Source organism: Solirubrobacter ginsenosidimutans, from assembly GCF_027587205.1.
The window spans coordinates 334,680-348,603 of record NZ_JAPDOD010000001.1; the positions used below are offsets into that span (position 1 = coordinate 334,680).

The following is a 13,924-nucleotide window of genomic DNA, read 5'->3' on the forward strand; positions in this document are numbered from 1 at the left end:
CTCAGAGGTGACCGAGCTTGTCCGGGTTGCGCACGACGCGGATGGCCTGGATCCGGCCGTCGACGACATCCACGGTGAGCACGCTCCAGACGCGGATCTCCGCCTCCTGTCCAGGCACCGGCCCGGCGTCGCGAGCGTCTTGCGTGAGGGCGGCGAACCGCTCGGCGCCGGCGTCGCCGGACTTCAGGAGCTCGAGCGCGGTCTGCGTCGCGAGCCGCCCCGCCTCGCCGAATTGCGGCTCGGCCGGGCCGCGCATCAGGCGGCCGGGCTGGCCGTTGACCCGCACCCGCCGGCGCTCGAACTCGCCGGAGGGCGGGCGCAGCCGCGCGACGGCGGCCATGAACCGGGCGATGATCGCGGCGCCGACGAGCGGCTCCTGCGGCGCCATCGCCTTGCCGCCGCCGTCGGCGTACAGGACGGCATCGTTGGCGAGCATCTCCTCCAGGGCCTGCAGGTCACCTTCCTCGGCGGCCGCGAGGAACCGTTCGAGCAAGGCATCGCGGGCGGCCTCGTCGGGGTCGAAGCGCGGCCGGCTGGCCTCGAGACGCTTGCGCGCCCGCGTCACGAGCTGCCGCGAGTTCGCCTCGGTCCGCTCGATGATCCCGGCGATCTCGGCGTACTCGTAGCCGAACACCTCGCGCAGCAGGTATGCCGCCCGCTCGACGGGGGTCAGCTGCTCCAACAGCACCAACAGGGCCAGCGACAGCGAATCCGCGAGCTCGGCGCGAGTCTCCGGGCCGGGCGCCGGGTCCTCGAGCAGCGGCTCCGGAAGCCACGGCCCCACATAGGCCTCGCGGCGGATCCGCGCCGACCGCAGGACGTTGATCGAGAGCCGCGTGGCCACGGTCGTGATCCACGCGGCCGGCTCGTCGATCGGGCGTTCGTTGCTCGTCAAGCGCAGGAGTGCCTCCTGCGCGATGTCCTCGGCCTCGGACACGCTGCCCAGCATCCGGTACGCCACGCCGAACCCTTGCCGCCGCAGCGCCTCCAGCTCGGAATCGACCATCGGCACGCTCGCGCTCATCGACCTACCTCCCGCCATGCAAACGTCTCATCACGACCCCTGACGTGATAGCGCGGCCTCCTGTGACAGGTTGCGGGTGATGGCGGCGAGCGTGACATCGTGCGCGCGCACTGGCAGCGGTCGTCGGGCAGCCCGGCGAACGGGGACTGGTCGGGCGGGAAGTGCTCGGGCATCGACTCGAACACGAACCGCATCGAGTCCCAGTCGACGGAGCGGCCTTCGTAGTCGCCGAACACCGTGGCGGTCAGATCGGCCTTGGACGCGTGCATGGTGGTGCTCCCTTCGAGGGGATGGTCAGGGTGAGCTCGACCGCGATCCTCCGGGACGACCGTTCTCGCACCGCTCGGCTTGCGTGAAGCCCGCGCGATCAACGAGAGTGATGTGCGTGTTGCGGGTCTGGTTGGGCGGCGGTCTACGGCTCGAGGCCGGTGGCGAGGAGCTGCCGCCGCCTCCGTCGCGCCGAGCGCGCGGCGTCCTCGCGTACCTGGCGCTCCACGAAGGCCCGCACCCCCGCGGGCAGCTCGCCGCTCGCTTCTGGCCCGACGTCCTGGACGACTCGGCCCGGACGAGCCTGCGGGCGGCGTTGAGCGAGCTGCGGCGTGCGCTCGGCCCGGCGGCCGCGCAGATCGTCGCCACCCGCGACGCCGTCGCGCTCGCCGCGGACGTGGACGCGCGCCGGTTCGACCGGGCACTGCGCGCGGGCGACCCCGGAGCCGCCGTGCGGGCGTGCCCGGCCCAGATCCTCGAAGGCTTCGACGACGACTGGGCGTATGAGGCGCGCCGGACCCACGGCGAGCGGCTCACCGAGGCGCTCGAGCAACTCGCCGCGGCGACGGACGATCCCGCCGAGGCGGTGCGGCTCACGCGTGAGCAGGTGGCGCTCGACCCGCTCGCCGAAGAGCCCAACCGGCGGCTGATCGAGCGCCTCGCGAACGCCGGCGACCGTGCCGCGGCGCTCGTCGCGGGCGAACGCTATGCCGAGCGGCTGCGCACGACGCTGGCCATCGCGCCGTCGCGCGAGACCCGCGCCGCGCTCGACGCGCTGCGACGCACCCCCGCGGCCGATCCGCCCGCGGTTCCAGCGGTGCTCACCCGCGAGCATGAGACCGCATTCGTCGGGCGCGCAAGCGAGCTCGAACGCCTCCGCGCCGCCTGGGCGGACGTTTCGTTGCAGCGCAGCCGCCGCGTCGTGCTGATCGCGGGTGAGCCCGGTGTCGGCAAGACGCGCCTGGCCCACCGCTTCGCCCGCGAGGTCCTCGACGGCGGCACCCGCGTGCTGCTCGGCCGCTGCTGGGAGGAGCCGCTGGCGGCCTTCGAGCCCTTCGCCCAAGCGTTGCGCGCCCTCGGCGCGGCGGATGTCCTACACCCCGGCGCGGACGTCGGCGCCGGCGCCCGCCATCGCCTCTTCGACGCCGTGGACGCCGCCCTCACGAGCGAACGCGGCCTGCTGCTGATCATCGACGACCTGCACTGGGCCGACCAGGGCACGCTCCTGCTCACGAGCTTCCTGCTGCGCTCCGATCGTCCCGGCCCGTTGCTCGTCCTGGGCACGTATCGCGACACGGAGCTCGGCCGGCGCAGCCCGCTGACCGGGGCGCTCGCGGAGCTCCAGCGCGACGCCGGGCTGCTGCGCGTCGGGCTTCGCGGGCTCGCCGAGGGCGACGTCTCCGCGCTCGCGCGCTCGCTGCTCGGAGATGACGCGGTCGCGGCGCGGGTCCACGCCCGCACCGACGGCAACGCGTTCTTCGTCGAGCAGGTCCTGCGCGGGCTCGCCGAGAGCCCGGAGCTCCCGGAGAGCGTGCGCCAGGCGGTCGGGATCCGGCTGAGCAGGCTCGGCGAGGACGCGAGCGACCTGCTCGCCGCCGCGGCGGTGCTCGGGGCCGAGTTCGACCCGCGCGCGCTCGTGGGCATGACCGCGCTGGAGCCCGCCGCGGCCGAGCTCGCGCTGGACGAGGCCCTGCGCGCGCGCCTGCTGCGCCCGGTACCGTCGGGAGGGCGCGTCGAGTTCGCGCATGCGCTCGTGCGCGAAGTGGTCTACGCCGAGCTCAATGTCCTGCGCCGCGCCCGTCTGCATCGACGCGCCGCTGAAGTGCTCCGCGAGCTGGGGGAGAGCCGCCGGCTCGAGGAGATCGCCTTCCACCTCTTCGAGGCGGCATCCACCGGCGACGCGCGTGAGGCCGCCGAGCTGCTGGTGCGCGCCGGTCGGCGAGCGGTCGACGGGCTCGCGTACGAGGACGCGGCCGAGCACTTCCAGCGGGCACTCGACGCGCTCGAGCTCGCCGGTGCGGAGCCGGAGGCCGGACCGGTGCTGCTGGCACGTGGGGACGCGCTGTTGCGGGCGGGCGAGCCCACCACGGCACGCGCGCAGTTCACGGCCGCCGCGCGGATCGCGCGAGCGACCGGCGACACTGCGCTGCAGGCCGAGGCGGCGCTCGGCTACGCCGGGCTCGGGATCGCGATCGTCGGGCTCGACGCGGAGACGATCGCCCGGCTCGAGGAGGCGCTCGCTGCGCTCGGCTCCGGCTCGCCGGTCCTGCGCTCACGGGTGCTGGCACGCCTGGCGGTCGAGCTCTACTACGCGCCCGACCGGCGCCGTTCAGAAACGCTGAGCGCCGACGCCGTCGCCGCGGCGGCCGCCGATCCAGGCGCGCTGGCCGCGGCGCTCAACGCCCGGCACGTGGCGCTGTGGCGCCCCGATCGCGTCGCGGAGCGCCTGAGCACCGCGACCGCGATGATCGCCGCGGCCCGGTCGGCCCGCGCACCGCAGCTGGAGCTGCAAGCCCGCAACTGGCGCGTCCTGGACCTCTTCGAGCTCGGCGACATGCCCGCCTGCCGGGAGCAGATCGCCCGTCACAACCGCCTGGCGGACGAGCTGCGCCTCCCGTCCTTTCAGTGGTATGCGCCCCTGTGGGCCGCGACCGAGGCGGCGCTCGCGGGCCATTTCGCGGACGCCGCTCGCCTGGCCGCCGAGGCGCGCGCCGCGGGCGAGCGGGCGGGCGACGGCAACGCCGATCTCTTCGCGGGGATGGTGGAGGAGCTGATCAACTGCCAGCGCCGGGACTATGACCGCACCGACACCGCCTTCCTGCTGGACAAGGTCGCGAACTCGCCGGCCGGGCCCGCGTATCAGTCCTATCTCGTCTGGCACCTCGCGGGCACGGGGCGCGACACAGAGGCCAGGGAGCACCTGCGCGAGTGGGTCGGTCGCGAGCTGGCCTTCGACGCGAACTGGCTCTCCGCTCAGGCCGAGGCGGCCGAAGCGATCGTCCTGCTCGACGACCCGACGCACGCGCAGGTCGTCTACGACCGGCTCGCCCCGTACGCGGGGCGGCCCGCGACGTCGGGCCGGGCGGTGATGAGCTACGGCGCGATCGATCGCCACCTCGGCGGGCTCGCCGCGGTGCTCGGCCGGCGCGACGCCGCGATCGCCCACCTGCGCGCCGCGATCGAGCGCAACGCCGAGCTCGGCTGCACCGTCTGGCGCGAGCACAGCCAGACCCTGTTCGAGCGCGTCGCGAGTGCTCAGCGGTATTCCGGATTGGGGTGATCCGGGTGTGACAGGTCCCAGTCGTGCGTGGAGTTCCCGTAGGTGGGGACGCCGCCGGCATCCTTGAGCATGCGGGCGTAGTGGAGGATGTTCCAGGTCATGAAGACGGTGTTGCGGGTGGTCCAGGCGTTCTCGGGGCCGCCGCTGCCGGGGTCGGAGTAGGAGTCGCCCGGGCCGGCCTCGCCGTTCCAATAGGCGTCGGACTGCGGCGGGATCGTGAGGCCGATGTGCTGGAGGGCGTAGAGGACCTGGGCGCTGACGTGCTTGCCGCCGTCCTCGTTGCCGGTCGTCACCACGCCGCCGACCTTGCCGTAGTAGGACCACTGGCCGGCGGCGTTGACCTCGCCGGAGTACGCGTAGAGGCGCTCGATGACGGTGCGTGTCTGCGAGCTCTGGTCACCGAGCCAGATCGGTCCGGCGATCAGGATGATGTCGGCCGGCTCGACGAGCTCGCGGTAGATGCGCGGGAAGTCGTCGCGGTCATAGCCCTGGGTGGTCATGTCGGGCCAGACGCCGGGCGGGATCACGTGGTCGACGATCCGGACGACGTCGACCTGCACGCCGAGGCGCTCGAGGAGCCCGCGTGAGATCGCCAAGAGCCCGTCGGTCTGGCTCGGCTCGGGTGAACGCTTGAGCGTGCCGTTGAACACCACGGCTCGCAGGTCGCCGTAGCTCGTGGGAGCGGCATCGGCCTGGCGGTCGATGAACTGCTGGATGCTGGCGGGGATCGGCATGACCCGGAGTCCCTGGGACGCGCCGGCCGTTACAGGCTATTCCCGGCAATGGCGCACGCACGCCCGAGGAGGTGGTGTGCACGTCCTTGTGGACGGGACCGATCCAGATGAGGATCGTGTTCACTGCGCCGAAGGAAAGGACTTCGCCGTGACGCTCTTCTGGCTCGTCGTCATCCCGATCGTGTGCGTGGTCGTCGCGCTCACGCTCTATGACATCTTTCGTCACCACCTCGGCGGCTGGGGGACGGCAGGCTGGTGCCTGCTGGTCGTGATCCTGCCGATGATCGGCTCGATCATCTGGTGGGCCGCTCGCAAGCCGATGCCGGGCGACGTCGACGCCGCGTACGTGGCCGAGGCCGAGATCCGAGCCCAGAACCAGCGGTCGCCGGTCGATCGAACCGGCCTCTGAGCGGACGGTCCGATCGCCGTGGAGGCCAAGGTGGGAAGCTGGCGGCGACCGCTCGCGATGGCGCTGATCGTCGCCGCGACGGTGGTCGCCTTCCTCGCCATCCTGGCGATCTGGCTCAACCGCCAGGCGCTCAACACCGACAACTGGTCGCGGACGAGCAGTGAGCTGCTCCAGCAGCCCGTCGTGCGCGACCAGCTGGCCGCGCGGTTGACGGAGGAGCTGTACAGCAGCGTCGACATCGAGGGCGAACTGCGCGACGCGCTCCCCGACCGGGCGAAGGTCCTCGCGGCGCCCGCCGCCAACGCGCTGCGCAACCAGGTCGAGAAGACCGCCCGCAAGGCGCTCGCCCGGCCGGACGTCCAGGCCCTCTGGGTCGATGCCAACCGCAACGCGCACGAGCAGTTGCTGCTCGTGCTCGATGGCGGAGGCAAGACCGTCTCGACGCGCAACGGCGTGGTCGTGCTCGACGTCAAGCAACTGCTGGCCCGTCTGCAGCAGGAGGTCGGCGTCGGCGGACGGCTGAGCAGGGTGCTCCCCGCGAGCGCGTCGCAGGTCACGCTGATGCGCTCCAACCAGCTCGAGACGGCCCAGACGGTGCTCCGCGTGCTCAAGCCGCTGCCGGTCTTCCTCGTCGTGCTCTCGCTCGTCCTCTTCGGCGCCGCGGTCGCCGTGGCTCCGGGCTGGCGGCGGCGCGCGCTGCGCACCTATGGCATCGGCTTCGTCGTCGCGGGCGCCGGCGCGCTGCTCGCCCGCTCGGTCGCCGGCGACCAGTTCGTCTCCTCCCTGGCACGCACGGCGGCCGCCGAGCCGTCGATCGCCACGGTCTACTCGATCGCCACCGCGCTGCTGGTGAACGTCGCGGTCGCGACGATCGCCTACGGCGTCGTGATGATCGCGGGCGCGTGGCTGGCCGGGCCGACCGGCATCGCGACCACGGTGCGCCGCGTCGCGGCGCCCTACTGGCGCGTGCCGTGGATCGCGTACAGCGCACTGGCCGTGGTCGTGGCGATCCTCGTCGCCTGGGCGCCGACGCCCGCCTGGCGCAACGGCCCGATGCTCGTGATCCTGATCGTGCTGCTGGCCGCCGGCGTGGAGGCGCTGCGGCGCCAGATGATCCGGGAGTTCCCCGCGGCTTCGCGCGCGGACGCCGCGCGCCGGCGGCGGGAGCGCTGGGCTCGCATGACCGCCGCCGGGCGGCGCCAGAGCGCGTCGCTGCGGCAGACGGCCGTGCGCACGGCGGGGACGGCGACGACCGCGCTCGCTTCGTCGCGCGACGCCGTCACCGGCCGCGCCACGAGCACCGACGAGGAGCGGATCGAGCAGCTCGAGCGCCTTGGCAGGCTGCGGGCCGCCGGCGTCCTCGACGACGAGGAGCTGCGGACCGAGAAGGCCCGGATCCTGCACGACGACCTTGTCGGCAAACCGTAGAGGAGCTCCCATGGCCGTTCAGCCCACGACGCCCCAGGCCCATTCGACGCGCAGCGGGTGGGTGACCTTCGCCGGGGTCATGTTCCTCCTGGTCGGCGCGTTCAACCTCATCGACGGCATCGTCGCGCTCGTCAACGACGACTACTACGTCGCCGACGAGCTGCTGTTCGGCGACCTCACGGCATGGGGCATCTGGTGGCTGGTCGTCGGCACCGCGCAGGCGGTCACCGGCATCGCCATCCTGCGCCGCGGCACGATCAGCTGGATCTTCGGCCTCGCGATCGCCAGCGTCAACGCGCTGACGCAGCTGCTGTGGCTCGGCGCGTACCCGGCCTGGGCGATCGCCGCGATCATCGTCGACGGACTGATCATCTGGGCGCTGACGACCCACGTCGACGAGTTCGTCTGACGCGGCGCGCTCCGTCAGGACCGGTTCGGGCGCGCCCGCCCGAGGTTGCTGACGATCAGTGACACCACGGTCACGAGGTAGATCTGACCGATCAGCGCCTCGAAGACCGCGAGCGTGTGCCCGAGGTCGGTGCGGGCGGTCAGGTCCCCGTAGCCGACCGTGGTCAGCGTCGTGAAGCTGAAGTACGTGCAGTTCGAGACCGTCGCCGGCGTGCCGTTGGTGAAGAACGGCGCGCCGCCGAGGTTGTCGAGCGCGCCGTAGAGGAACGCGAACAGCATCCCGAGCAGCATGTACAGGGCGAGCACGCCCGTGACCGCCTCGATGCCGATCCGCCCACTGGCACGCAGGCTGCGCAGCAGGCCGACGACGAGCGCCGGCGGCCCCAGCGCGACGAGCGTCAAGCTCATCAGGCGGGACTCGCCGTCGCCCAGCATGTCTCCGGTCGCGCTCAGGAGGGCGACCACGGCCCCCGCAGCCGCCCAGACGTAGGCGAACGTGACGACGAACGGCCTAGCCCGGGCGATCTGGAACGCGAGGATGAGCGCGGCGCCGAGCAGCAGGTTCACCACCACTTGTTGCGCCGCGCCCGGGGGGACTGCGCCTTGGACGGCGACGGACGCGGTCGTGCACGTCAGCAGGAGCCCGTAACGCGGCCACGGCTTGTCGCCGCCGATGAGCAATCGATCAGAGGCCGCCGCGGGCCTCCGCCCAGCGCGCCGTGAGCGCGTAGATGACGATGACGTCGAGCGCGATGATCATCACCGACCAGATCGGATAGGCGGCGAGGAAGAGCGTCTGGATGATCATGCTCACGGCCGCCACGATGATCGCGAGCACGCGTGCCCAGCCGTGACCGCTGTTGAGCCCGAGGCCGGCACCGGCCTGCACGGCGCCCCACACCACGAGGATGACGCCCCACGTGTCGAAGTTGGCGATCAGCAGATCGTTACCGCTGCGCACGACGAAGTAGCTGTCGTTCAGGAGCGCGGCGAGCCCTTGGATGATGTTGATGCCACCGACGACGACGAGCATGATCGAGGCGAAGACCACCCACCCGGTCCACCGCCCCGAGCCCTCGGTCATCTCTGCGAGTGGCACGGGGACCTGCGTCTTGGTCATGGCCGGCTCCCTTACCCGAGGATCTTGTGCTTCTCGGCGGCGAACTCCTCTTCGGTGAGGATCCCGTCGTCGCGCAGCTTGGCCAGCTCCCGCAGCTGGGCGATGGGGTCTTCCTGCGGCTCCGGCGGCGGGGGCGCCTGCTGATACTGCGGCGGGGGAGCCTGCTCCTCATACTGCTGCTGGTCCTGCGCGGCCCAGCGGTTCGCCTGGCGGCGCGAGACGCGGTTGCTGACGGTCGTCGCCGTTCCGGCGATCACTGCGGTGCGGGCAACCCCGCGGAGCAATCCGGGCATGTGTCGTTTCCTTCCTGTTCTCAGCTCGTGACGGCGGACGGGTCGAGTGCTTCGAGCGCGGCCAGCATCGCCTGGATCTCGATCCGCCCGCTGGCGACCAACTGACCGCCCGAACGGCGCAGCGCGACGGCCACGGGGGCGGCCCAGCGGTTCTCCCACATGAGCACGGCGGCGGACGTGCCGGGCTGGAGCGCGTTGGCGGCCTCTTCGAGATCCTCTTGCGAGAGCAGCCCGGTCGAAGCGCCCTGGAACTCCGCGAAACCGCTGTCGGCGTCGAGCTCGCCGAGGTCGATGGCCGCGATCGAGCCGTCCTCAGCCTTGACCATCAAGGCGATATCGAGGATGCGGATGATGCCGCGGTCGACGAGTTCGAGGATCAACGGCGCGGCGTCGCCCTTGGGCTGCCGGCCGGGCCATTCGAGCACGACATAGTCGATCGGGCCCATCTCTTCGATCGATTCGGGTGCCATCGTTTCCTCCTTCGGGTGGGATGTCGATCATCGATCCAGGAGGGCGAATGTGCATCATCCCATCCGGGTGAGCTGCGTTCGGCCGGCCGGCGGGCTCACTCGGCGCGGCGCCGCAGGACGAGCTTCCAGAGCTCGGACGCGACCACCACGGTGAGGCCGGCGCCGATGCAGATCAGCCACTGGTTCCCGGTGAGCTCCACCGTGTCCAGGACGCGCTGCAGGAACCCGAGCTCGGTGGCCAGGATGATCGCCGCGACCGACAGCAATGACGACATGACGAACGTCCGGTCGTTGAACGTGTCGAGGCTGAGCGCCGAATGCACCTTGTCGCGGGCCGTGAACGAGAACACGAGGTTGCCGATCGCGAACGTCGTCAACGCCATCGTGCGCGCGAGATCCTCGCCGTGGGTGTGCTCGGCGCCGGCCGCGACCGCGAGCGTCGCGGCTGCCATGACGATGCCCGCGACGACGAACCAGCGGGTGTCGTCGCGTTTGAGGATGGGCTCCTCGGGCTTGCGCGGGCGGCGCTCCATCACGCCTTCGCCGGGCGCGCCGTAGCCCAGGCCGATCGCCTGGAAGACCTGGGTCGTGAAGTTCACCCACAGCGTCTGCGCCGGCAGGAACGGGATGCCGGACGCGATGTAGAGCACGCTCGCGCCGAGGAAGGTCAGGATCATCCCGGCCAGCGCGCCCATCTGGAAGCGGATGTACTTGACGAGGTTGTCGTAGAGGCGGCGGCCGAGCTCGACGGCCTTGACGATCGTGGCGAAGTTGTCGTCGGTGAGGATCATCGCCGCGGCCTCCTTGGAGACCTCGGTGCCGGTGATGCCCATCGCGATGCCGATGTCGGCGCGCTTGAGCGCGGGCGCGTCGTTGACGCCGTCGCCGGTCATGCCGACGACGTGCCCCTTGCGCTTGAGGATGTCGACGAGGCGCACCTTCTGCTCGGGCGTCACGCGGGCGATCACGCCGATGTCGTCGATCTCCGCGTCGGCCTGCTCGTCGCTCAATTCGGCGAACTGCGCGCCGGTGATCGCGCGGCCCTCGATGCCGAGCTCGCGCGCGATCGCCTCGGCGGTGATCGCGTGGTCGCCGGTGATCATGCGGACCTGGATGCCGGCGGAGTGCGCCTTGGTGATCGCCGCCTTCGCGGCCGGGCGGGGCGGGTCCACGATGCCGACGAGCGCGAGCAGCGTGAGGTCGTCCATCAGTGTCAGCAGGTCGGCGCCGGGGTCGAACGCGGACGGCTCGAAGTCCCTGCGCGCGGTCGCCATCACGCGCAGGCCCTGCCGGGCGAGGCGTTCGTTCTCGGCCATGTAGCGAGTGCGGAAGGCCTCGTCGGCGGCGACGATCTCGAGCGCGGGATCGAGGTGCGTTCCCGCGCGTGCCAGCAGCTGGTCGGGCGCGCCCTTGACGAAGCAGCGGATCACGTCGCGCCCGGTCTCGTCGGTCATCCGGTGAAACGTCGCCATCAGCTTGTACGCGGTGTCGAACGGCAGCTCGGCGACGCGCGGGTAGCGGTCCCGGGTCAGCGTCAGGTCCAAGCCGCCCTTCTCCGCCAGGACGACCAGCGCGCCCTCGGTCGGGTCGCCGATCATCTCGCCGGTGTCGGTGAGGACGGCGTCGCAGGCGAGCGCGAGCGGGAACATGAACGGCTCGAGCGGCACCGGCGGCTCGCCGCCGACGTGCTTGATCTGGCCCTCGGTCGAGTAGCCGGTGCCGGAGACCGTGTAGTGGCGGCCCGGGATCGTGAGCTCGACCGCGGTCATCTGGTTGAGCGTCAGCGTGCCGGTCTTGTCCGAGCAGATCGCCGACGTCGCGCCGAGCGTCTCGGTCGAGCGCAGGCGCTTGACGATCGCGTTGGCGTCCGCGAGCAGCCGGGTGCCGCGCGCGAGGATGGTGGTGACGACCGCGGGCAGGCCGGTCGGGATCGCGGCGATCGCGAACGCCACCGCGACGGTGAACACCGCGGTGAAGCTCTGGCCGCGCAGCATGTTCAGCACGACGGAGACGACGAGCGCCAGCCCGGCGATCGTCACGAGCTGCTTCGTCAGCTTCTCGAGCTGCACCGTGAGCGGGGACTTGGAGTCCTCCTCGTGCTGGAGCATCCCGGAGATGTGCCCGACCTCGGTCGCCATCCCGGTCGCGGTGACGACGAACTCGCCGGTCCCGCGCGTGACGTTCGTGTTCATGTAGACCATGTCGGTGCGATCGCCGAGCGGGGCGTCGGGAGCCGAGACGCTCTCCACGCCCTTGCCCACCGGCAGGCTCTCGCCGGTCAGCGCCGCCTCGGCGACCTCCAGCGTCGCCGCCGACAGGACGCGTCCGTCGGCGGGCACGACGTCGCCCGCCTCGATCTCGACCACGTCGCCGGGCACCAGCTGCTCCGCGGGCAGCTGGGCGAGCGCGCCGTCGCGGCGCACCCGCGCCTTGATGATCATCATCTTCGCCAGCGCCGCGACCGCCGCGGCGGCCTTGCCCTCCTGGTTGAGGCCGAGCACGGCGTTGAGCAGCGTCAGCGCCAGGATCATGATCCCGGTGCCGGGCTGCTTGACGGGGTAGATCGAGATGACGCCCGCGGCCAGCAGCACGATCTGCATCGGGTCGCGGAACTGGCGCAGGAACGCATGCCAGCGCGGCTCGGACTTGGCCTCGGCGAAGCGGTTGGGCCCGAAGCGCTCGAGGCGCTTGGCGGCTTCCTCGCCGCTCAACCCGCGCTTGGGCTCGACCTCCAGCTCGTGTGTCGCGCGTTCACGCGAGAGCACATGCCACGTGGGCGCTTGCGTCTCGGGTGCCGGGGGTGCCGTCGTCGCCATCGTCGATCCCCTATCTCGCCAGCGTGGCGACCATGACCGCCTTGATCGTGTGCATGCGGTTCTCGGCCTCATCGAAGACGATCGACGCCGGCGACTCGAAGACCTCCTCGGTCACCTCGAGCGCGGTCAACCCGAACTTGCGCTCGATCTGCCTGCCGAGTTGCGTGTCGGTGTTGTGAAACGCCGGCAGGCAGTGCATGAACCGGACGCCGGGGTTGCCCGTCAGCGCCATCGTGTCCGCGTTGACCTGGTACGGCATGAGCAGCCGTATGCGCTCGCCCCGGACGTCGTCGGAATCGCCCATCGAGATCCAGGCGCCGGTCAGCAGGACGTCGCAGCCGCGCACCGCCTCGGCGACGTCCTCGGTGATCGTCACCGGCCCGGGAAGCTCCTGCGCGTGGTCGATCAGCGCCTGCGACGGCCACAGCGACCGCGGGGCCGCGATCCGCACGTCCATGCCGAGCTTGGTCCCGGTGATCAAGTAGCTGTTGGCCATGCCGAAGCGGGCGTCGCCGAGGTAGCAGAACGTCATGTCCTCGTAGGCCTTGCCGAAGTGCTCGCGCATCGTCAGGAAGTCGGCGAGCATCTGGGTCGGGTGGCACTCGTCGGCCAGCCCGTTGTAGACCGGCACGCCGGCCCAGCGCGCGAGCTCGACCGCGACCGCTTCGCCGGACCCGCGGTACTCGATCGCGTCGTACATCCGGCCGAGCACCCGCGCGGTGTCCTTGACGCTCTCCTTGTGGCCCATGTGCGACCCGCCCGGGCCGATGAACGTCACATGCGCACCCTGGTCGTAGGCGGCGACCTCGAAGGCGCAGCGCGTGCGCGTCGAGTCCTTCTCGAAGATCAGCGCGATCTCCTTGCCGACGAGGTGCTTCTGCTCGCGCCCGCTGCGCTTGGCGGCCTTGAGCTCGGCGGCGAGCTCGATCAGGTACCGGATCTCCACGGCGCTGTAGTCCTCGAACGTAAGGAAGTTGCGGCCCTTCAGTCCGGCGGCCACGTCACGGTGCTGGGTGGTCGTCGTCATGTTCGAGTCCTTTCACGCATCAAGGGAGATCGGTTCACCTCGACCCCCGCCGTGGCGGGGTTGGGTTCGTTGCGCTCGCGAGCCGCACGCCATGGCCGAAGAATCCGCTGCGGACTGGGCCTCCCACAATGGTGCATACATGCTTCAGGCGGGGAGGCGCGCGCCCTTGCCCGCGAGGGTCGCGCGGGGCCATCGTTCACCCTATGCCTGCAGCTCGATCGGACTCGACGTGAGCGTGCGGCCACGACCCGTCCGTGTCGTCACGGTCGACGACCAGGCGGTGTTCCGAAGCGCGGCGCGGGCGATCGTCGACAGCACCCCGGGCTTCGAGCTCGTGGGGGAGTCCGCTGACGGCGAGTCGGCGCTCGAGCTCATCCCCCGCCTGGATCCGGACATCGTGATCCTCGACGTCCGGATGCCGGGCATCGACGGCATCGACGTCGCGGACCGGCTGCACCGCGAGGACCCGGATCGGATCATCATCCTCGCCTCGAGCCTCGAGCCCGAGACGCTCTCGCGCCTGGCTCGCGGGTGCGGCGCGACCGCCCTGCTCCAGAAGCACTGGCTGACGCCGCGGCTGCTGCGCGGGCTGTGGGTCGTGCACAGACGTGGCGACCGCCCGCCGCGGGACGCGACGGGCGGTTAGTG

Annotated in this window: 13 protein-coding genes; 5 read left to right on the plus strand and 8 right to left on the minus strand. The window is 71.4% G+C overall.

Going from position 1 to position 13,924, the window contains the following annotated elements:
• Nucleotide 1 precedes the first annotated feature (1 nt).
• Nucleotides 2-1,024 (minus strand): RNA polymerase sigma factor SigJ, encoded by a 1,023-nt coding sequence (gene sigJ, locus OM076_RS01435; protein ID WP_270037537.1) that lies wholly within the window; start codon nt 1,022-1,024, stop codon nt 2-4.
• A 385-nt stretch (nt 1,025-1,409) separates the two neighbouring features.
• Here sigJ and OM076_RS01440 point away from each other — a divergent pair, with 385 nt between their 5' ends.
• Nucleotides 1,410-4,571: an ATP-binding protein gene (locus OM076_RS01440; RefSeq protein WP_270037538.1), complete on the plus strand. Its 3,162-nt coding sequence runs from the start codon at nt 1,410-1,412 to the stop codon at nt 4,569-4,571.
• Here OM076_RS01440 and OM076_RS01445 read toward each other — a convergent pair.
• Nucleotides 4,547-5,305 carry a flavodoxin family protein gene (locus OM076_RS01445; RefSeq protein WP_270037539.1) on the minus strand — a complete coding sequence of 253 codons (759 nt, stop codon included), beginning with the start codon at nt 5,303-5,305 and terminating at the stop codon, nt 4,547-4,549. The genes OM076_RS01440 and OM076_RS01445 overlap by 25 nt on opposite strands.
• Before the next feature lie 76 nt (nt 5,306-5,381).
• On the opposite strand from OM076_RS01445, the gene OM076_RS01450 reads away from it, so the two are divergent.
• The 3 genes from OM076_RS01450 to OM076_RS01460 are packed head-to-tail and all read left to right on the plus strand — an operon-like array spanning nt 5,382 to nt 7,551.
• A complete protein-coding gene (locus OM076_RS01450; RefSeq protein WP_270037541.1) occupies nt 5,382-5,714 on the plus strand; it encodes a PLDc N-terminal domain-containing protein in 333 nt (110 codons plus the stop codon).
• A gap of 18 nt (nt 5,715-5,732) precedes the next feature.
• Nucleotides 5,733-7,142, plus strand: coding sequence for an SHOCT domain-containing protein (locus OM076_RS01455; protein ID WP_270037542.1), 1,410 nt, complete (start codon nt 5,733-5,735; stop codon nt 7,140-7,142).
• A 10-nt stretch (nt 7,143-7,152) separates the two neighbouring features.
• Nucleotides 7,153-7,551: a DUF7144 family membrane protein gene (locus tag OM076_RS01460; protein ID WP_270037544.1), complete on the plus strand. Its 399-nt coding sequence runs from the start codon at nt 7,153-7,155 to the stop codon at nt 7,549-7,551.
• A gap of 14 nt (nt 7,552-7,565) precedes the next feature.
• On the opposite strand, the gene OM076_RS01465 is transcribed toward OM076_RS01460, so the two are convergent.
• The 6 genes from OM076_RS01465 to argF form a co-directional block, all read right to left on the minus strand.
• Nucleotides 7,566-8,117, minus strand: coding sequence for a potassium channel family protein (locus OM076_RS01465; protein ID WP_270037545.1), 552 nt, complete (start codon nt 8,115-8,117; stop codon nt 7,566-7,568).
• 118 nt (nt 8,118-8,235) lie between these two features.
• Nucleotides 8,236-8,670 carry a DUF7144 family membrane protein gene (locus OM076_RS01470; RefSeq protein WP_270037546.1) on the minus strand — a complete coding sequence of 145 codons (435 nt, stop codon included), beginning with the start codon at nt 8,668-8,670 and terminating at the stop codon, nt 8,236-8,238.
• Nucleotides 8,671-8,681: 11 nt separating this feature from the next.
• The gene (locus tag OM076_RS01475; protein WP_270037547.1) at nt 8,682-8,963 is read right to left on the minus strand and encodes an SHOCT domain-containing protein; all 282 of its coding nucleotides are present in this window, start codon (nt 8,961-8,963) and stop codon (nt 8,682-8,684) included.
• Nucleotides 8,964-8,983: 20 nt separating this feature from the next.
• A complete protein-coding gene (locus OM076_RS01480) occupies nt 8,984-9,433 on the minus strand; it encodes a DUF6325 family protein (protein ID WP_270037548.1) in 450 nt (149 codons plus the stop codon).
• Nucleotides 9,434-9,528: 95 nt separating this feature from the next.
• The gene (locus tag OM076_RS01485; protein WP_270037550.1) at nt 9,529-12,249 is read right to left on the minus strand and encodes a cation-translocating P-type ATPase; all 2,721 of its coding nucleotides are present in this window, start codon (nt 12,247-12,249) and stop codon (nt 9,529-9,531) included.
• Nucleotides 12,250-12,259: 10 nt separating this feature from the next.
• Nucleotides 12,260-13,249, minus strand: a complete 990-nt coding sequence (gene argF, locus OM076_RS01490; protein ID WP_270037791.1) for an ornithine carbamoyltransferase — start codon at nt 13,247-13,249, stop codon at nt 12,260-12,262.
• Between the two features lie 256 nt (nt 13,250-13,505).
• Here argF and OM076_RS01495 point away from each other — a divergent pair, with 256 nt between their 5' ends.
• Nucleotides 13,506-13,922 carry a response regulator gene (locus tag OM076_RS01495; protein ID WP_270037553.1) on the plus strand — a complete coding sequence of 139 codons (417 nt, stop codon included), beginning with the start codon at nt 13,506-13,508 and terminating at the stop codon, nt 13,920-13,922.
• Nucleotides 13,923-13,924: the final 2 nt, after the last annotated feature.

Bases quoted from the DNA above. Each gene is read 5' to 3' on its own strand.
- sigJ (WP_270037537.1), bottom strand. From the start codon at position 1,024: ATGAGCGCGAGCGTGCCGATGGTCGATTCCGAGCTGGAGGCGCTGCGG.
- OM076_RS01445 (WP_270037539.1), bottom strand. From the start codon at position 5,305: ATGCCGATCCCCGCCAGCATCCAGCAGTTCATCGACCGCCAGGCCGAT.
- OM076_RS01460 (WP_270037544.1), top strand. From the start codon at position 7,153: ATGGCCGTTCAGCCCACGACGCCCCAGGCCCATTCGACGCGCAGCGGG.
- OM076_RS01470 (WP_270037546.1), bottom strand. From the start codon at position 8,670: ATGACCAAGACGCAGGTCCCCGTGCCACTCGCAGAGATGACCGAGGGC.
- OM076_RS01475 (WP_270037547.1), bottom strand. From the start codon at position 8,963: ATGCCCGGATTGCTCCGCGGGGTTGCCCGCACCGCAGTGATCGCCGGA.
- OM076_RS01480 (WP_270037548.1), bottom strand. From the start codon at position 9,433: ATGGCACCCGAATCGATCGAAGAGATGGGCCCGATCGACTATGTCGTG.
- OM076_RS01485 (WP_270037550.1), bottom strand. From the start codon at position 12,249: ATGGCGACGACGGCACCCCCGGCACCCGAGACGCAAGCGCCCACGTGG.